The sequence below is a fragment of the Streptomyces sp. NPDC003016 genome, from assembly GCF_053591455.1.
Genome location: NZ_JBSFTV010000025.1, coordinates 99,283 through 116,155, shown reverse-complemented (window position 1 = coordinate 116,155; position 16,873 = coordinate 99,283). Strand labels below are relative to the sequence as shown.

The window sequence follows — 16,873 nt, the reverse complement described above, 5'->3', positions numbered from 1 at the left end:
GAGCGGGACGGAAACCTTCGGCCGCAGGGATGACATGACCGTTCCTGACCCGCGGCGCTGGTTTCGTTGCGCGGGTTCGGGACGCTCCTCCAGGCAGTGACATGTGCACCACGGTGCCCGGGCCGTTGTCCGTGGCTCCGGCGGGAGCGAGCGGCTCAGGAGCGGGGCGCTTCGGACGGCAGGAGCGGGATCGTCTCAGACGCGTCGGTCGGCAGAAGCCGTTCCCGGCACGGGGAGGTGGTGGGCCGGGGCAGGTGGACGCGGGGTGAGTCCGGCTGGCCCGGCTTGAAAGCCGGTGGCTGCCAGAGCGCCGAGCAGGACAGCCACCGGGTCCTTCACGGCCTGGGCGAGAACCGAGCTCAGGACATCAAAGGTGCAGTCGTCGCCGGTGGCCCGGTCGTAGGCCCGGAAAAGGTATCCGGCCCGTACCTCCTGGCCCAGCTCCTCCAGGCCGACACACCGGCACTCGTGGCTGTCGTAAAGGTCACCGTCGCTTTGCTTGTACAACTCCCGCTCCCGTACCGGCTCACCCGGCAGCCGGTGGCTGCCTCCCTCCGGCACAGGTGCCCGGCCTCTGTGCTGCGACGGGCCGTTGCCGGTCAAGCGGTGGTCCTTTCCGTGGGCGCCGCCGCATCCGCAGCGGCGTGCCCAGCGGCTCCGGCGTCACCGTGCGCGTGCAGGTGTACGTCGGAGGGCACAGGCGCGGCCGGCCGGGGCGCGTCGTCGACCGGCTTCACGCACCTGCTCACGGCGTTGCGCAGATCGTGCTCCAGGTCCCGTGCGCGCTCCAGGACGTCGTCGGCGAGGTCCTTGGCCTCGTCCAGGACGTTGCCCACGAACTTGGTGATGCCGGTGCGCTGGCTCATCAGCTCTCTCCCTGTCACTCACGGCTGACTGGTCTTCCAGTGGTGGCGTACCGACCAAGGGCTCCCACGTACCGTACGGAAGTGGACCGTGAGGCTGCCCGCGTCCAAGGCGGCCTCGCAGAGTCCGTCGATCGCGTACTTCAACATCACCCGCCCGTTGCCCATAGGGCAACCCCCGGTACGGGGGCCTGCGCATCACACAGGGAGAGTGCACTCCCCTCCGTGTGTCACCAGCGCACTGATTATCGGCCAAATGCTCCGTTGGGACCGGTGGCGGCACGGCGGCTACCCCCGGGGCGGCCCGGCGGCAGTGCCTCCATCGGCTCCGTGTACGCCCGCGCCTGGCAGTCCGCGCTGCAACCTCCGCCCGGACCTGGGCATGCGGGGCCCGGTGAAGATGTCGGACCGAGCGCATTCGAAGCACCGGGAACGCGCACACCCGGTTGCCTTCTGCAGGTGGTTGCCGCCCGTCCTACCGGCGGATGTCTCAGCAGTATGTGCGGGCATCAGCAGCCCCAGCGGTGCAGCGGTCCCCGGCTGGGTGAAACACGGTCGGGGAGGATGGGCAGGGAATGGGCGGACCCGTTGTCGTCGTGAGGGAGACGGGATCTGTCGCCTGAGGTGGGATCGTTTCTTCTTCCGGGCCGCATGTGGGTGGCCAGGCAGGGAGGGTTCGGACACCCTCGCCGGCGGTCCGCGACACCGCGGAGAAACCGCTGGGTGGCGAATGCGCCGGTAGTACCAGGAAGGTGAGCATGCTCTCTTCCGGTGCTCCGCGTGCCCCTGTCACAGAGGTTGCCCCCGGCGGCCCGGGCGAGCGACGCTGAAGTAGGCCAACGGCAGACCAGGCAGAAGCCGGCCGGGGTGAAACGCTTCCACCGGAAAGCCTGGAACCGAAGTACACCACCCCCGCGACCGGCCGCTCCCGCCAGATCTGTCACCGGTCCGTGTCCGGCCATGCGCTGCCGGGAACTGTTCGGCTGCCGGCACCGCACCGCCGTAGGCAAGGCCCCATCACCCGCTGGTTGCGGCCGGCTGACGGTAACCGGCGGGCGCCGATGCGCATCAGACACGACAAAGAGCACGACAAAGAGCAGGGAAGGGATTCCACGGTGAGAGGTGAAGAGGAAGGCAGCACCGGAGCCCCTGATGAGAACCGAAGTGAGTGGGGGCTGCCGGCCACCGCCGAAGAAGGGGCGCGGCGCGCGTACTCCCGCTTGTGTCAGCGCGGGCCCGTACAACGGGTGACCCTCCCCGGCGGACTGGGAGCCTGGGCGGTGACGCAGCCGGCGGAGATCCGAAGTGCCGCTCGGAATCGACTCCTGGTTCACGACGTGCGTCGGGTCACGGACTCGGCACACGGTTTTCCGGCGCGCAGGTATCCGCTGGACGGGGTGTCGGCAGGGCGGCATGTCCTCAGCAGTGACGGTGCGGACCACAAAAGGCTGCGCGCTCTTCTCCAGCCCTTCTTCTCCAACGACGCCACCGAGCGGCGTACACCGACGATACGGCGGACCGTCACCCGCGCGCTGGACCGTCTCGCGGCACAAGGAGGCGGTGATCTCGTCACCGACCTGGCTGTTCCCGTCGCGGTCAGATCCGTCATCGACCTGCTGGGCCTGCCCGAGGAAGACGCCCGAGAACTGGCGGAGCTGAGCCTGCGGCTCAGCGGACCGGAGCATCCCCGCTCCCCGCCGATGGATGCGGCCGCCCAGGCGATGCGCAAATGTATGGCTCGGCTCCTCGTCCATACCCGGCGGCATCCGGGGAACAACCTCACCACCGCTTTGCTCCGAGCCCACGGTGATGACCTGATCTGTGGCGGGGAACTCCTGGACTCCCTGGTCTTCCTGCTCTTCGCCGGCCTCGACTCCACCCTCGCGGCGATCCCCGCCGGAGCGGTCCATCTGCTCAAGCGGGACGAGGGCGCCGCCGTGCGCGCCTTGTTGAGAACGACGGACGCCATGGACACGAGGGTGGTGGAAGACCTCATCCGGTTGGCCGCCCCCTTCACCTACGGTGTGTGGCGGTTCGCGGCTGAGCCGCTGCAGCTGGGGCAGCACCAACTGCGCCGGGGCGACGTGGTGGTGCTCTGCTTTTCCGCCGGCAATGTGGATCCCCTCGCCCACTTCTCACCCTGGGAGGTGCATGGGCACCCTCTGGCGCCGGGTGACCACCTGTCGTTCGGCCATGGCCGGCACTACTGCCCTGGAGCTGCTCTGGGCAGGACGCAGGTCCGCCTGGCGCTGACGGAGCTGCTTCGCCGTTTCCCCGGGATCCGTCTCGCGGTCGACCGCCGCGATCTCGTATGCCGCGGCAACGTGGCCCGGCACTTCGCCTCGGTGCCCGTGCTGACCGGTGAGCCGCCGAAGAGGCGTTGAGCCCCTTGTCTCCCGCCGCGCGGCCGTGGCAACCGGACGCCCGTGGCAACCGGACGCCCGTGGCAACCGGACGCCCGTGGCAACAGGCCGCCCGATCGCGTCACAGACGCCCAGGCCCCCGACCCTGAGGAGAGGTATGGAGATCGCAGTCACCGGGGCCACCGGTTTCGTCGGATCTCATCTGTCAGCCCGCTTGCTGGCCGGTGGCAACCGGATCATCACCCTGGTCCGTGATCCTCCCGCACGGGCAATGGGACGCCTGACCAGGGCGCTCCACGCGACCGGTGTCCCGCGCGAGGTGCTCACCTCGCTGCCGCAGACGGTCCTGCCGGTCCAGGTCTGCCTGGACCGCCCCCGACTCGGCCTGGAGGACGCTGCGTTCAAACGACTCGCCGACCGGCTCGAAACCATCTGGCACTGTGCCGGCCTGGTCGGCCTCGATACCGACCCGAGCCAGTTGCAGCGCGCCAACGTACAAGGCACCCGCCAGGTGCTGGCGCTGGCCGCAGCCGGCGTTCATCGCCCACACGTCGTCCATGTCAGCACCGCCTATGTCGCCGGGGCGCGCCGCCACGGTCTGGTGGGCGAGGACGACCTCGACGCCTCCCACGGCTTTCTGACCGCCTACGAAGAATCGAAGTACCGTGCGGAGAAGGCCGTACATGACTGGGTGCTGGAGGCGGCGGACCGACGGGTCACGATTTTGCGCCCGAGTGTGCTGGTCACCGACCGCCCACTGCCACCTCGGGCACCCCGCCATCCGCACGCCGTACTGGGCGCCCGGCTGAACCTGACCGCCCGTCGCGGAGCGGCTTTCGGCCGGCGCTTCGGACTGCATCCCATCGGCGACGGGCGTCACACCTTACGGATGCCGGGCCATGTGGACGCCGCCCTCAACATCCTGCCGATCGAATACGCGACGGATGCCATGGTGCGCCTCGTCCGGCCACAGGATGCGGGCGTACGCACCTTCCATGTCGTCCATCCCACGAACACCCCGGTGGCCACACTCATGGACGCCATGCAGGAGATGGTTCCGTGGCTTCACCTTCACTTGACGGAGCAGCGCTTTGACCCCAGCCCGGCCGAACTGTACGTAGAGACCCTCAGCGCCGGAGTCAGCCGCTATGGCGGGTTGAGGCGGCGCTACGCGCGCGGCGCGCTGGACGCCGCGGACGACCGCCACGGAATCGCTCCGCCCGCACCCCTCAGCGGGGACTACCTGCTGGCGACGTTACGCGGAGGTCTCACCGCCACCCGGACGGTTCCTGCCGCGACCGCTCCGTAGGCAATCCCGCCGTGCGGCAGGCGGCCCGGCCCCGTTTCCCGTGCCCGCCCGGTATGCACACGCTGCACGGCTCGTCCGTACACGGCGGCCGGCACCTGGCGCCGTGGCCCTCTTCGTCACGAAAGGACCGTATCCCATGCCTGCACCGGCCTCCGGCGAGCTCACCGAGGACTACCTCGTGAAGCTGCTGCGCGAACATTTCGAGATCGACACGGAGCACCTGCACCCGGACGCGACGTTCGAGGAACTCGAACTCGATTCTCTGGCCCTCATCGAGCTGCTGGTCGTGATCGAGGACGACACCGGTGTCGACCTCCAGGAGAAGGAAGTTCCGATGGGACCGCAGACCACCTTGAAGCAGATTGCCCTGCTCCTGCGTCAGGCAGTCGACGCCTCCGCCGACCCTTCGGCCGACCGATGACGGAACCGACTCCTGTCGTCGTCACCGGCCTGGGACTGGCGACAGCAGCCGGTATAGGAGTGGCCGCCACGTGGGAAGGCCTCTGCCGAGGCACGTCAACGGCCTTACCCGACCGGCATCTTCGCGGACTGCCCGTGTCCTTCTCGTGCCGTGTGCCGGACGACGGGTTGTCAGCCGCCGTCGGTAAGGGTTTCGGGTGGCGTACCGACCGTTTCATCCAACTCGCCCTCGTAGCGGCGCTGGAGGCGGTGGACGACGCCGGTCTTCACCCTGCCGACTGGGACGCCGTCCGGGTGGGCGTCGTCATCGGTGCGGGAGGTGGCAGCCTCGACACCATGCCGAAGGTGTGTGAGGCCATCGCGGAAAGCCGCTACCGCGCCGTCTCACCCACCGCGGTACCGCGCAGCCAGCCCAACATGGCGGCGGGGGAGGTCGCCATCTCGCTCGGAGCCCGAGGCCCCACGCTGTCGGTGAGTACCGCGTGCGCTTCCGGCGCCACGGCCATCGGTGTGTCCAGGATGCTGCTGGACGCCGGCGCCTGTGACCTCGTCATCGCGGGCGGCAGCGACTCGGCCTGCAATCCCATCGGCGCCGTCACCTTCTGGCGCATGGGAGCGCTCTCCACCCGGGCGCACGATCCTGCGGGCGCCTCACGACCGTTCGACGCCGACCGGGACGGATTCGTCCTCGGTGAGGGAGCCGGCGTTCTGGTACTGGAGCGCGCGGACCACGCGCAAGCTCGGCGCGCCCGGGTCTATGCCCGGCTCACCGGCCACGCGAGCACAGCAGACGCCTACCACCCCACCGCTCCCCATCCCCGTGGGGAAGGCGCGCTGCGGGCGCTGCGGCTGGCACTGGCCGATGCCGGGCTGCAAGCCCAGGACATCGATCACGTCAACGCGCACGGCACCTCAACCCCTCTCAACGACGAAGTCGAAGCCCGCGTTCTGCGGCAGGTGTTTCCGGCATCTCCGCCGGTGACCGCCACCAAGAGCATCCTGGGGCACACCCTGGGCGGCGCGGGAGCCATCGAAGCCGTCTGCTGTGTCCTCGCACTGGACCGGCAGACGATCCACCCGACGGCCAACCTGAACCGGCTCGGCAACGGGATCGAGCTGGACGTCGTCACCGGCGGACCACGCGCCCATTCCATGGCGGCCGTGGCCAGCAACTCCTTCGGGTTCGGCGGCCAGAACACCGTACTGATCTTCCAACAGCCCTGAAGGCGCAGGAGGCCGGCCTCATGCAGACCCCTGACCCCCCACCGCGCGGGAAGCGGACGACTGTCGACTTTCTCGCGGAACTCGAACCGTGCGCGGCCCGCAGCCTCGACCGGCACCTGGCGGTCTCGCGCGAGTGGTTCCCGCACGAGCTCGTGCCCTGGAGCGAGGCGCAGGACTTCGACGGACCACTGAACGGGCAACCCTGGCGGCCCGGACAGTCGAGCCTGCCGGCGGCCGTCCGCGACGCGTTGGTGGTCAACTTGCTCACCGAGGACAACCTGCCCAGTTACCACCGGGAGATCGCGGTGCGCTTCGGCCGCGACGGCGCGTGGGGAACCTGGGTGCACCGCTGGACCGCGGAGGAAGCCCGCCACGCCGACGCCCTGCGCGGATACCTGTACGCCAGCAGGGGAGTGGATCCCATTGCGCTCGAGCGGGCCCGCATGCGTCACATGAGCTCCGGGTACACCAGTGACCAGCCTTCCGTCGTGCACGCCCTGGCCTACGTCACGGTGCAGGAACTGGCTACGCGCGAGGCTCACCGCAATGCGGGTCAGATCGGGGGCGACCTGCTGCTCGCCCGGCTCACGGCCTGCATCGCCGCCGACGAGAACCTGCACATGATCTTCTACCGGGACCTCTGTGCGGGTGCCCTTGCCCTGGCCCCCGAAGAATTCGTGCCGGCCCTGGCAGACGTCCTTTGCAGTTTCCAGATGCCAGGGCACGACATCCCCGGGTTCCGGGCCAAGGCCGCGCGCATCGCCGCGGCCGGGATCTACGACGTGGAGGTGCACCGCGATCACGTCGTGCTGCCTCTGCTGCGCAGGCTCAAGATCATGGAGCGCACGGGGCTCGGACCGGCCGGGGAACGTGCCCGTGACCGCATCGGACAGCACGTGGAGGAACTGCATGACAAAGCCAGACGCTTTCAGCGTGTGCGGCCACCGCTGAGGCGGCACGGCATGCTGCTCCCGGGCGCCGCGGCAGCCGAAGGACCAGGTCGGGGAGGCAACGGCGATGCGGCGAGGTGAGGTGGCTGTCACCGGCCTCGGGCTGGTGACCCCCGCAGGCACGGACATCGGGGCCAACTGGTCAGCCCTGTGCGCAGGCCGGTCCCTGGCTGCCGAGGATCCCTGTCTGGCTGGGCTCCCGGTGGACTTCTCCTGCCGCGTCCCCGACTTCGATCCCGCCGCGGAACTCGGACCCCGGTTGTCCCGGCGCCTGGACCGTTTCACGCATCTCGCCCTCGCAGCGGCGCACAGAGCCGTGGCGGACGCAGGCCTGGAACGCACAGCCGGGCTCGATGAGCGGACCGGGATCGTCCTCGGAGTCGGCAGCAACAGCCTGGAAACCTATGTGAAGGAGTTCTGCCGCCTCGGTGACGGACGGCCAACCGCCGTGTCACCGCTCGCCCTGCCGCGCAGCGTGCCCAACATGGTGGCTGGCGAAGTCGGCATGGCTCTCGGCGCACGCGGCCCGAACTTCACAGTGGCCAGTGCCTGTGCGTCCGGTGCCACCGCCATCGGCATGGCCCGCTATCTGCTTCTGGCCGGCGCCTGTGACGTGGTACTCACCGGCGGCAGTGAATCCGCGCGCTCACGCATGACCGCTACCTGCTTCGCGCAGATGCGCGCGCTGTCCCGCCGCAACAACCACCCGCAGGCGGCGTCACGGCCGTTCGACGTCGATCGCGACGGATTCGTGCTCGGCGAGGGCGCCGCAGTCCTGGTCCTGGAACGCATCGATCACGCCCGGAACCGACACGCCCGGATCCGGGCGCTGCTGCGGGGCTACGGAGCCTCCGCGGACGCCCACCACCCCACTGCCCCCCACCCGCACGGGACCGGAGCCGAACAGGCGATCCGCGCCGCACTGGCGGATGCCGGTTCTGCACCGCGTGACGTCGGACATGTGAACGCACACGGCTCCTCGACGCGTGCGGGTGACGCAGCCGAGGCGGCCGCCCTCCGACGGGTGTACGACGGCGCGTCGCCGGCGGTGACCGCGACCAAGAGCGTCATCGGACATGCCCTCGGCGCGGCGGGTGCCATCGAAGCCGCGTTCACCGTGCTGGCGCTGGAACGCCAGGAGGTTCCGCCGACCGCCAACCTGCTCCGGCAGGACGCCGGGCTGGAACTGGACATCGTCACCCACCGGCCACGCCGTACACCGATGGACGCCGCGGTGAGCACCTCCTTCGGTTTCGGCGGGCAGAACACGGCTCTGTTGTTCCATGCCCCGTGACCGGGCGGAGTTGGCGCGCGTGACGGCCGCTCGGGCGTCGGATGTCCTGGGCGTCGGGGACGGCTCTGCAGAAGCCGGTGCCGGGTCACAGCGACAGCGGCAGTCTGCTGCGCCTGCGTTCCAGGGTGATCCGGTACAGCGTGGACAGCCGACGCTGCAGCATGTGCTGCGAGACCCGCAGGTAACGCAGGAAGCCGCGCACGGTCGGCGGCCCCACCAACTGGTCGGCCTGCTCCCGGTTCTCGTCCAGGCGATCGGCCCAACAGCGCAGTGTGCGTACGTAGTCGTCCGGGTCGACGCGCAGCGCGGACAAGGAGAAAAGAGGGTCGGCGGCCCGGAGGATCTGCGACAACCGCGGCAGTGCGGACTGAGGGAAGACCTCGCCGGCGAAGAACGCACGCAGCGTCCCGTCCTGCTCGACCACATCGTCCAGGGCGATGGTCTGCAACGACAGACGGCCACGAGCCGGCAGCCACTGGAAAGCGGCCTCGAAGAACCGGTGGTAGGCGGCGATGCGCTCGTCCGCGTCCATGCCGGGCTGCGCGAAGTGCTCGAACGCCCCGATCGAGACCACGGCGTCATACGGCTGGGACGGGCGGTGATCCCTCCAGTGCTCCAGTCTCACCTCGGTGCCCGGCAGGTGGAGCGAACGCACGTGATCGTACTGGTCACGACTGAGGGTGAGGCCCGTGGCGGACACGGCGGCCGCGCCGCCTGCCGTCTGGACGCTTCTGGCCAGCAGACTTCCCCAGCCACACCCCACGTCGAGCAGACGGCTCCCCTCCACCACTCCGGCCTGCTTCAAGTGGTAGTCCACTTTTGCTCGCTGCGCTTTCTGCAGCGCGGCGCTGTCCTCACCCGGCCCCGCCACGTCGTCCCACAGCGCACAGGAATAGGTCAGTTCCGGGTCCAGCCACAAGGCGAAGAAGGGAGTACCAACGTCGTAATGGAAGCGGATATCGTCCGGGCCTGCCCCGTCCAGCGCCATGGTCTCGCCTGACATGGAGTGCCTCCAGTCATCGGTTCCCGCCGAACGCCCGTTGCGTGTGCCCCGGTGTCCCCGGCGAGTGAGCACCATGCTGACCAGAGCGGTGAAGCGGAGAAAGAGGCGCCATCCCATGTTCACTCAAAGGTGTGAGTCCCCGAATTTTTCAGCTAAGTGGTTACTGGTATTCGCCTCCATGACCTCCAGTGTGTCGTCGAAAGGGAGCACTTATGGTTCAGGTCGACCTTCTGATGGCCTTCGGGCTGGGCGCCGGCTTCGCGGTCCTCGACGAGGCAGGACGGGGCCGCGCCAGTACCGCGCCCCCCACCGACCGTCAGGACGGGGACGGTCACGGCTCCAACTCGGCTTTCCCCGCGGCTCTGCTCTACCTGGGCACACTGCTCGCGCCCAGCGGACTGTGGCTGCTGGAACGGTTCCCGTCCTGGGAGACGATGCACGTACTGCCGCGTCCGCCGGTGTGGTTCGCCGCAGCTTTCGCCGCGGCCTGTCTCGCCGTGGGCGCCACCGGGTTTGTTTGCGCCATCCAGCTCCTGCGGCGCGGTTACGCATGGGCAGGTGTCGCACAGATGCTGTGGCCGCATGTGGCGCTGTACACCGTTGTCATCCACGGCTGGGACGGAACCGGTATGACACGCTTCCTCACGCCCTCCCCTGGGGAACTCGATTCCGGTGTGTCACTGGTCGAGCGGGCGGGGGACTGGGTGGCCTCTCCCCTCGCGGTTCACCTCGGGACGCTGTTCCTCCTCAACATCATCACGTTGGTGGCGTTGTGGAGCCATCAGTACCGTGTCGCCGCCCGACGAGGCGGAGCTCCGGTCCGGGGCACCGCCGCCCACCGCCAGGCAGCCATCGCGGCGTGCTGGCTTCTGGGCCCCTGCCTGGTCATCGGGTCCCTTGCGGGCTGTCCCCCCTTGCTGCTCGGCGCCCCGGGATGGACCCTGACCGCCGCCGTCACGATGCTGCTGGCCCGGCCCGGTGGCTTCTTGGCGCAAGCGGCTGTACGAACGCTGCTGCCGGTGGACAGCAGCCCATCGACCCCGCGGAACACCGTGGGCCGTACCCGCCGCGCGCTCCCGGACTCCGGCGGCCGGACGGGGCCCGCACGAGAGCCCTTACCGGACCCTCCAACTCCGCTCCTCGACGAGCACTGAGGGAAGATGCCAGCCAACGCACAGCCAGAATTCTGCAAGGACTTGCCGGACCTCACCACTCTCGGCCTGCTGGCTTCGGCACCGGGGCCACCGGATGCCATGCTCAGCGCGTTCACGGGATATCGGCTGGGGGATTCGGCACAGTCGACACCCGAGGACGTTTTCCGCGCAGTGGAGCGAGCGCGGGTGGCGCAGCTCGCATGGGCCACTGCCTCCACGCCCTCACACCGATTGCGCTTTCTCAGACGTCTGCGTGCCTTGATGTACACGCAGAACTCCCTGTTCCAGCTCGCGCTCATGCGCGCGTGTGGTCTCGGTCCCTTGGACGCCGTCCACGAGCAGTCTGCGACAGGCCGTCTGCTCGCCTCGTGCTCGGCGGCTTACCGAAACGGCTTCTTCGCGATCCGCATACCCTGGTCCGCTCGCTGTCCGACGCGTGGCAGGCCGCTGGACGGAGATGCCGTGATGGCCTCTTGTGTCGATCCCGCGCGCCCGCTGGCCTCACTCGTGGAGGGAGTGGTCCCCGCGCTGGTGACCGGACACTGCGTGATCACTCAGGTGGACGAGCACACCCTGCCGATCACGCTGCGGCTGGCCTGGCTGGCCCGTGCCGCCGGCCTGCCGGACCACACCTGGCAGTTCGTCAGCTCCACAGGCCCCGGTGGCTCCGCTCTGCGCGCCACCCTGGCCGAGCACACCGACGCACAGGCCCCCCAGTGCTGCCCGCCTGGCCCCAGTCACGTGTCGGCGCCTTATCCGACGAGTCGTGGTCTGCTGATCGTTCGTCATGATGCCGATATCCGCGCAGCAGCGCGAGCCGCCGTCGGCGCCTCGTTCGCCCGTGCGGGCCGACACTGCGCGGCCACTCCGTTGATCGTGGTGCACGCGTGTCACTCGGACGCTTTTCTCCACTGCTTCAAGGAAGCCACCCGCAAACACTCCGCCCGCATGAACCAGCTGTCGAAGCTGAGCGATAGCCAGGCCCGATGGATGGCGCAGTGGATGCAGGAAACGATAGAAGCCGGCGCGCATCCGGTGCACGGAGTGCCGCTCCAGCCACGACCCCACCACACCTTCGAGCCGGTCATTCTCAGCGCGCCTGTTGCCCATCAAGCCATCCCGAATCCCGCGCCCCACGCTCCCGTGGCGCTGGTCACTCGCTACACGGCATGGTCGGAAGCCCTGCACCTTGCACGTCACGCCGGTCCGCACGCCGGTGTCTTCACCCGCACGAGGATCCACCAGCTTCTTCCCCAGTTCGCCACCCTTCCCCTCACCAGGATTCGCCTCAATGCGGCCCCGCAACCCGGTCTGCTGCCCCGGGACGCGTTCGGGGCGCTGACACGAACGCGTACCGCCGAGTGAACTGATGTTGTTGGAGGGGTGGGTGATTGGTGAGTTGGGTGGTGTGCGGGCTGGGGTTGTGTGGGTTGTATGAGCCGCTCCGAAGTTTTCGGACAGGGGTCCCCGATAGGATCGAAGTCCGGAGCGGCGGAGAGAGCACGTGGCACCAAAGCGTAGGAAGTTCAGCCCTGAATTCAGGGACGAGGCAATGAGCCCTTTCCAATCTGACGGCGGCGCCGTCGAGGTGGGCTGCTGTACAACGCAAAGAAGCTCCTGGTAGACGGGTTCACGACCAAGATCATTCGTGTCCGCCAGGAGCTTCGTGTGCTTGTCCACCCGTCGACGATCGATCTGTCCAGCCACACCTTGCGCTACCTGACGGGACAACTCCGTGCGCGGCAGCGCGAGATCGGAACGCGATGGCGACGGCTGCCGATAGGCCGACAGGCCCTGCTCGCCCCGGCCCACCTGCGATGTGGTGATACCGACGTCCAACTCGCGGCCGGGTTCCGCATTGGTGTCGCAACGGCCTACCGCTACATACGCGAGGCCGTCGACGTCCTGGCCGCCCTCGCCCCGACCCTGGCCGAAGTGATGAAGACCGTGCGCTCGAAGGCGTTCGTGATCCTGGACGGCACCCTGCTGCCGATCGACCGAATCGCCGCCGACACCCCGTACTACTCGGGCAAGCACAAACGCCACGTCATGAACGTCCAAGTCCTCACCGACCCATTCGGACGCCTGTTGTGGGCCTCGCCCGCACTACCGGGCTCCACCCACGACCTGACCGCCGCGCGGACTCGCGGCATCATCGATGTCCTCGCCGACGCGGACGTGAAGTGCTGGGCGGACAAGGCATACCAAGGCGCCGGCCGCCCTGTCCGGGTCCCGTTCCGGGGCCGACGGCTCAAGCGATGGAAGCGACGGCACAACGGCACCCACGCCAGGATCCGCTGCCTCGGCGAGCAGGCCATGGCCACCCTGAAGGGCTGGCGCCTCCTGCGGAAACTCCGCTGCACCACCAACCGGATCACCGACATCGTGAAGGCCATCGTGGCCCTTCACCACGCCTCAACCTGAGGTGGGAAAGGGCTCCATGCTGGAGGGGCCGTACGTGGAGAGCACGCCGCCGCCGTACAAGGGTCACCAGTACCCGGTCGAGGTCGTCTCCCACTGTGTGTGGCTGTATCACCGCTTCCCGCTCAGCTTCCGCGAGGTCGAGGAACCCATGCTCGAACGCGGCGTGATCGTCTCCTACGAGACGATCCGCCGCTGGTGCGCCAAGTTCGGGCATACCTATGTCGGCACATTGCGCCGCAGGCAGCCGAAGCCCGGTGACAAGTGGCACCTGGACGAGGTCTTCATCAAGATCGGCGGTCGGTTGCGGTACCTGTGGCGGGCCGTCGGTCAAGACGGCAACGTCCTCGACATCCTCGTACGGAACCGCCGCGACCAGGCCGCGGCCAGGCGCTTCTTCCGGCGTCTTCTCACAAAGACCCGCACGGCGCCGCGGGCGATCGTCACTGACAAGCCCCGCTCCTACAGCGCGGCCCACCGGGAGGTCCCGCCCTTTGTCGAACACCGTTCCCACAAGGCGCTGAACAACCGGGCCGAGAACAGCCACCAGCCCACCAGGCAACGCGAACGCGCGATGAAGGGCTCCCGCAGCGTCGGCGCAGCCCAGCGGTTCCTGTCCGCCTTCAGCGGTATCTCACCCCGCTTCCGTCCCCGACGGCACCTGATGACCGCCCCCGACCACCGCACTGAGATGCTCAGCCGCTTCGCGATCTGGGACCAGATCACTGGCGCCGCCGGCCAGCTCTCCGCAGCTTGAGTCAAGGCTGACGCCTGAGGTGGAGTTGTTCGCCGCCCCGGGCGGTGATGAGGGGGAAGAGCGGGTTGTCCAGGGCGCGGTCTTTGAGCTGTCCGTGGATGCCACCGGCGACAAGAGCGCGGTCCTGGGTTCCGTCACCGTGGAAGACGTACTGGAAGAACTGGTCGGGCCGGCGGTTTGACGGGCCACGGGGCTCACCGTGGATCCACGGATACGGGTACTCGGGCCAGGGAACTTCGGTCAGGGCACCCATAAGAGCCTCAGCGTGCCCCCGTCCAGTTGTGCGCCACGTCGATCACGACCCGGTCGGGCGCCACCGACACCCGGAACGGCAGCCGCGCCCGGACACCGAGCCCGATCTGTGTGTCCCCTTCGAAGCTGCCGCCGAACCGGGCGTCGGTGAAGGTGCGATATCCCGAGAGGTCCACGCCCTTCAGGCGCTGACCGGCCCGCACGGGATAGGTGGGCTTCCCGGTGGCGGGGTCGTAGGCGGGAGCGATGACCCGTACCTCGAGGACGGCGCCGCCGCCGACGGGGAGGTATTTGCCCGAACCGTCCTGGTGGAGACGGCTGACATACCTGACGGAATAGCCGAGGCCGCTGGTGCCCGCGCCGGGGACGTCGACGACCATGCGGTCGAAGCAGGCGTGCCGACCGGTCCTGATGTTCGTCACCGACTCCGCCGTCGTGGCGGAGCGGGTCTTGGCCGAACTGCCCCAGCTGGTCGGGCAGTCCGTGGTCTGCGTGGTGGTGGTCGTTGCGGCCGCGGCCGGGACCGCTGCCACTCCCGCCGTGGCGGCCACGAGTGCGACTACTGTCGCCCATGCAGTTCTGTTTCTTCCCATTTCGTCCCCTAGGGAGGTGGTGTGCCGGATATTTAGGGAGACAGCCAGGTGGGCCGAATGGTTGCACTGTTCGGAGCCCGACGATCCGAAGATGCTAGGAGCTGTCGTCAAAGTGTCACGCCCACATCAGGAGCGAGGCGAGGGTGACGGCTGCTTGGGGGGACTCGGTCTGATGGTGTGTCGGGGCGCGGTTGGCACGCGGTCCGGGTGTGTGTTCAGACTGTGGTGGGCCGGCCGGCCGCCTCGTGCTTGTCGTAGCCGAGGTGATCGGTGATCTCGCCCTCCAGGGCGGCCTCCAGGACCCGCTTGGTCAGCTGCTGCAGCAGCCCGCCCTCGCCGGTCAACTGCAGGCCCTCGCTCCGGGCCCGGTCCACCAGCATCGCGATCAGCTGGTCATCCGCAACCTGCGGAGCCTGAGCCGCCCCGGCAGTTCCGATCTGCTCCAACTCCACGCTCTGATCCGTTACTTGGCTTCTCCTCCTCACTGGGCGGATCAGCCGTTATTTTTACAGTCCCCCTGAAAAGCTCAGTAACAACTGTCGGTGTACGACCAACCGTGTTTCCTCATCAGCCGTTCTTCCAAGCTGTCCACCTCTGGTCGTCGAAATCGTGCTCTGCCGGGCCCTTGCCGAGTTCCTCCTCGAGCACGGCGAACTGGGCATCAGTGACCGTCGGCGCGTTCGCCGGACCTCCGGACCTGCTGGCCGCAGACCCTCCAGCCCGCCCTCGCGCCAGGAACGGCGCCGCCGTTCCACCGACCGCACACTCACCCGCAGATCCCTCGCGATCACCGCGGTCCTCTCACCCGCCGCGAACCGCCTCCCGGCCTGGAGCCGGATCCCCTCACGAAACGCCCGACGCTCAGCGGTCAGGCCCCCACCCTCCGGATAACGCATAGCACCGGCATACCGCAAGGATCATCAACCGTCACTACCCGACGACAACCCGAAAACCTCAGTAACCGTCGCCGTCGTTCTCCATAACCCGGCACTCGGGGCGGCGCTCGGTATCGGTGCCATCGTCGTCACCCTGCTCAACGAGCTGATAGGCAGATAGCGGCCGTCCCTCCGACCCCGCGGATACGCGAGCGAGCCCCGGACCGTGCTGGCCCGGTGTGACTGAGCACTCCGGTTGGCCGGCGAGCATTCGAGTGGGCCGGACCCGTCAGAGGCTTCCTGCGGGCGACGACGACGCCAGGCATCGAGTCGGTCTGCCGGCTCAGGTTCATGCGTTGCACGAAGGCGTGGCACGGCTGGAGCTTCGGTGCGCCCCCGTGGGTGAGGTCAGCGTTCGGAGGCGAGGGTGACGCCCAGGCCGATGAACACGCTCCCGGTCGCGGCGTCCATCCGGTGGCGGACTGCCTCACGACCGCGCAGCCAATTGCCGATCCGCCCTGCCAGAACACCGACCGTACCGTCGGCCAGGAACTCCAGGACGATCAGGACGCCGCCGAGGACGGTGAACTGCAGCCAGACAGTCCCTGCCGTGGGGTCTATGAACTGGGGAAGAAAAGCCACCATAAACGCGAACGTCTGCGGGTTGGCCATGGAGGACACCACGCCGTTGAGGAAGGCGCGCCGACCCGACATCCCGCCAGTGACGGGGTCGCTGGCCCGACTGCTCTTACGGTTACGGATCATCTGGACACCGAGATAGATCAGGTACGCGGCGCCCGCGATCCGTAGCACCGTGAACACGACAGGGAACGCCGTCAGCAGCGTGGCGAGCCCGGCGGCCGCCACGGCGATGTACAACGCGTCCCCCGTGATCACGCCCACCGTGGCCAGCAGCCCGGCGCGGGCACCGCCCCGCATACCGCACCCGAGTACGAACAGCATGTCGGGCCCGGGAGTGACCAGGGCCACGATGGTGCTCACCGTGAACACGGCAAGGAGGTGCGGATCGACCGGCATCGAAGGATCTTCCCACCTCCTCCGGTCAGGAGACAGCGAAATACCGCAACTGCCGCTGCTCGGCCGAATCCGGCGAGTTGACCAGCGACTGCGCAAGGGGAACCGCGAACAGCAGCAGACGATCGAGATCCTGGAAAAGCGACCTCGGTCTCAGACGGTGGGGGTTCCGTCTGGGCCGGGGGACCGCTGGTGCTGGTGCTCTGTGGGTGTGGACGCATGCGCGGATTCGTGTACTGCGGCGGCGGGTGTTCTCGCCGGTTTGGCGAACAGTGGTGTTCGCGAAGGTCCATGGTGGGGTGGTGCGGTGGCGTTGGGCTTTGCCGCCTGGTCGGCAGGCGCAGGTGAGAGGTCGCGGCT

The 16,873-nt window shown here is 68.5% G+C and carries 16 protein-coding genes and 2 pseudogenes; 11 read left to right on the top strand and 7 right to left on the bottom strand.

Annotation, left to right across the window (positions count from 1 at the left end; translation table 11 throughout):
- Positions 1 to 195: 195 nt before the first annotated feature.
- Complete coding sequence (locus tag ACWDZ4_RS22035; RefSeq protein WP_451510102.1) at positions 196 to 507, bottom strand: polyhydroxyalkanoate synthesis regulator DNA-binding domain-containing protein; 312 nt, start codon at positions 505 to 507, stop codon at positions 196 to 198.
- 92 nt (positions 508 to 599) lie between these two features.
- Positions 600 to 866 (bottom strand): hypothetical protein, encoded by a 267-nt coding sequence (locus ACWDZ4_RS22030; RefSeq protein ID WP_451510101.1) that lies wholly within the window; start codon positions 864 to 866, stop codon positions 600 to 602.
- 1,394 nt (positions 867 to 2,260) lie between these two features.
- Between ACWDZ4_RS22030 and ACWDZ4_RS22025 the strand changes: the two genes are divergently transcribed.
- The 6 genes from ACWDZ4_RS22025 to ACWDZ4_RS22000 all read left to right on the top strand — a co-directional run bounded on the left by ACWDZ4_RS22025 (position 2,261) and on the right by ACWDZ4_RS22000 (position 8,423).
- The gene (locus ACWDZ4_RS22025) at positions 2,261 to 3,247 is read left to right on the top strand and encodes a cytochrome P450 (RefSeq protein WP_451510100.1); all 987 of its coding nucleotides are present in this window, start codon (positions 2,261 to 2,263) and stop codon (positions 3,245 to 3,247) included.
- Positions 3,248 to 3,383: 136 nt separating this feature from the next.
- On the top strand, positions 3,384 to 4,535 hold the full coding sequence (locus ACWDZ4_RS22020; protein WP_451510099.1) for an SDR family oxidoreductase: 1,152 nt from the start codon (positions 3,384 to 3,386) through the stop codon (positions 4,533 to 4,535).
- 136 nt (positions 4,536 to 4,671) lie between these two features.
- The gene (locus tag ACWDZ4_RS22015) at positions 4,672 to 4,956 is read left to right on the top strand and encodes an acyl carrier protein (protein ID WP_451510098.1); all 285 of its coding nucleotides are present in this window, start codon (positions 4,672 to 4,674) and stop codon (positions 4,954 to 4,956) included.
- Positions 4,953 to 6,179: a beta-ketoacyl-[acyl-carrier-protein] synthase family protein gene (locus ACWDZ4_RS22010; RefSeq protein ID WP_451510097.1), complete on the top strand. Its 1,227-nt coding sequence runs from the start codon at positions 4,953 to 4,955 to the stop codon at positions 6,177 to 6,179. Before ACWDZ4_RS22015 ends, ACWDZ4_RS22010 begins: the two co-directional genes overlap by 4 nt.
- A gap of 20 nt (positions 6,180 to 6,199) precedes the next feature.
- Positions 6,200 to 7,210, top strand: a complete 1,011-nt coding sequence (locus ACWDZ4_RS22005; RefSeq protein WP_451510096.1) for an acyl-ACP desaturase — start codon at positions 6,200 to 6,202, stop codon at positions 7,208 to 7,210.
- Entirely contained in the window at positions 7,197 to 8,423 is a 1,227-nt protein-coding gene (locus ACWDZ4_RS22000) for a beta-ketoacyl-[acyl-carrier-protein] synthase family protein (protein WP_451510095.1), read from the top strand. Before ACWDZ4_RS22005 ends, ACWDZ4_RS22000 begins: the two co-directional genes overlap by 14 nt.
- An 85-nt stretch (positions 8,424 to 8,508) precedes the next feature.
- On the opposite strand, the gene ACWDZ4_RS21995 is transcribed toward ACWDZ4_RS22000, so the two are convergent.
- A complete protein-coding gene (locus ACWDZ4_RS21995) occupies positions 8,509 to 9,426 on the bottom strand; it encodes a class I SAM-dependent methyltransferase (protein WP_451510094.1) in 918 nt (305 codons plus the stop codon).
- Positions 9,427 to 9,638: 212 nt separating this feature from the next.
- Between ACWDZ4_RS21995 and ACWDZ4_RS21990 the strand changes: the two genes are divergently transcribed.
- The 5 genes from ACWDZ4_RS21990 (at position 9,639) to ACWDZ4_RS21970 (ending at position 13,939) form a co-directional block, all read left to right on the top strand.
- Entirely contained in the window at positions 9,639 to 10,580 is a 942-nt protein-coding gene (locus ACWDZ4_RS21990; RefSeq protein ID WP_451510093.1) for a hypothetical protein, read from the top strand.
- A gap of 6 nt (positions 10,581 to 10,586) precedes the next feature.
- Positions 10,587 to 11,945 carry an aldehyde dehydrogenase family protein gene (locus tag ACWDZ4_RS21985; RefSeq protein WP_451510092.1) on the top strand — a complete coding sequence of 453 codons (1,359 nt, stop codon included), beginning with the start codon at positions 10,587 to 10,589 and terminating at the stop codon, positions 11,943 to 11,945.
- Between the two features lie 303 nt (positions 11,946 to 12,248).
- Positions 12,249 to 13,004, top strand: coding sequence for a transposase family protein (locus tag ACWDZ4_RS21980; protein ID WP_451510091.1), 756 nt, complete (start codon positions 12,249 to 12,251; stop codon positions 13,002 to 13,004).
- A gap of 16 nt (positions 13,005 to 13,020) precedes the next feature.
- A complete protein-coding gene (locus tag ACWDZ4_RS21975) occupies positions 13,021 to 13,758 on the top strand; it encodes an IS6 family transposase (RefSeq protein WP_451510090.1) in 738 nt (245 codons plus the stop codon).
- Positions 13,759 to 13,777: 19 nt separating this feature from the next.
- Positions 13,778 to 13,939, top strand: coding sequence for a hypothetical protein (locus ACWDZ4_RS21970; RefSeq protein WP_451510089.1), 162 nt, complete (start codon positions 13,778 to 13,780; stop codon positions 13,937 to 13,939).
- A gap of 79 nt (positions 13,940 to 14,018) precedes the next feature.
- On the opposite strand, the gene ACWDZ4_RS21965 is transcribed toward ACWDZ4_RS21970, so the two are convergent.
- From ACWDZ4_RS21965 to ACWDZ4_RS21950, 4 genes and pseudogenes are all read right to left on the bottom strand, one after another.
- Positions 14,019 to 14,603, bottom strand: coding sequence for an AMIN-like domain-containing (lipo)protein (locus tag ACWDZ4_RS21965; protein ID WP_451510088.1), 585 nt, complete (start codon positions 14,601 to 14,603; stop codon positions 14,019 to 14,021).
- 230 nt (positions 14,604 to 14,833) lie between these two features.
- Positions 14,834 to 15,055 (bottom strand): annotated as a pseudogene (locus tag ACWDZ4_RS21960) (IS256 family transposase); the annotation flags it as partial.
- Between the two features lie 133 nt (positions 15,056 to 15,188).
- Positions 15,189 to 15,499: pseudogene (locus ACWDZ4_RS21955) on the bottom strand (helix-turn-helix domain-containing protein); the annotation flags it as partial.
- A 387-nt stretch (positions 15,500 to 15,886) separates the two neighbouring features.
- The gene (locus ACWDZ4_RS21950; protein ID WP_451510087.1) at positions 15,887 to 16,516 is read right to left on the bottom strand and encodes a LysE family translocator; all 630 of its coding nucleotides are present in this window, start codon (positions 16,514 to 16,516) and stop codon (positions 15,887 to 15,889) included.
- Positions 16,517 to 16,873 lie beyond the last annotated feature (357 nt).

Bases quoted from the DNA above. Each gene is read 5' to 3' on its own strand.
- ACWDZ4_RS22030 (WP_451510101.1), bottom strand. From the start codon at position 866: ATGAGCCAGCGCACCGGCATCACCAAGTTCGTGGGCAACGTCCTGGAC.
- ACWDZ4_RS22020 (WP_451510099.1), top strand. From the start codon at position 3,384: ATGGAGATCGCAGTCACCGGGGCCACCGGTTTCGTCGGATCTCATCTG.
- ACWDZ4_RS22015 (WP_451510098.1), top strand. From the start codon at position 4,672: ATGCCTGCACCGGCCTCCGGCGAGCTCACCGAGGACTACCTCGTGAAG.
- ACWDZ4_RS22010 (WP_451510097.1), top strand. From the start codon at position 4,953: ATGACGGAACCGACTCCTGTCGTCGTCACCGGCCTGGGACTGGCGACA.
- ACWDZ4_RS22005 (WP_451510096.1), top strand. From the start codon at position 6,200: ATGCAGACCCCTGACCCCCCACCGCGCGGGAAGCGGACGACTGTCGAC.
- ACWDZ4_RS22000 (WP_451510095.1), top strand. From the start codon at position 7,197: ATGCGGCGAGGTGAGGTGGCTGTCACCGGCCTCGGGCTGGTGACCCCC.
- ACWDZ4_RS21995 (WP_451510094.1), bottom strand. From the start codon at position 9,426: ATGTCAGGCGAGACCATGGCGCTGGACGGGGCAGGCCCGGACGATATC.
- ACWDZ4_RS21990 (WP_451510093.1), top strand. From the start codon at position 9,639: ATGGTTCAGGTCGACCTTCTGATGGCCTTCGGGCTGGGCGCCGGCTTC.
- ACWDZ4_RS21985 (WP_451510092.1), top strand. From the start codon at position 10,587: ATGCCAGCCAACGCACAGCCAGAATTCTGCAAGGACTTGCCGGACCTC.
- ACWDZ4_RS21975 (WP_451510090.1), top strand. From the start codon at position 13,021: ATGCTGGAGGGGCCGTACGTGGAGAGCACGCCGCCGCCGTACAAGGGT.
- ACWDZ4_RS21965 (WP_451510088.1), bottom strand. From the start codon at position 14,603: ATGGGAAGAAACAGAACTGCATGGGCGACAGTAGTCGCACTCGTGGCC.
- ACWDZ4_RS21950 (WP_451510087.1), bottom strand. From the start codon at position 16,516: ATGCCGGTCGATCCGCACCTCCTTGCCGTGTTCACGGTGAGCACCATC.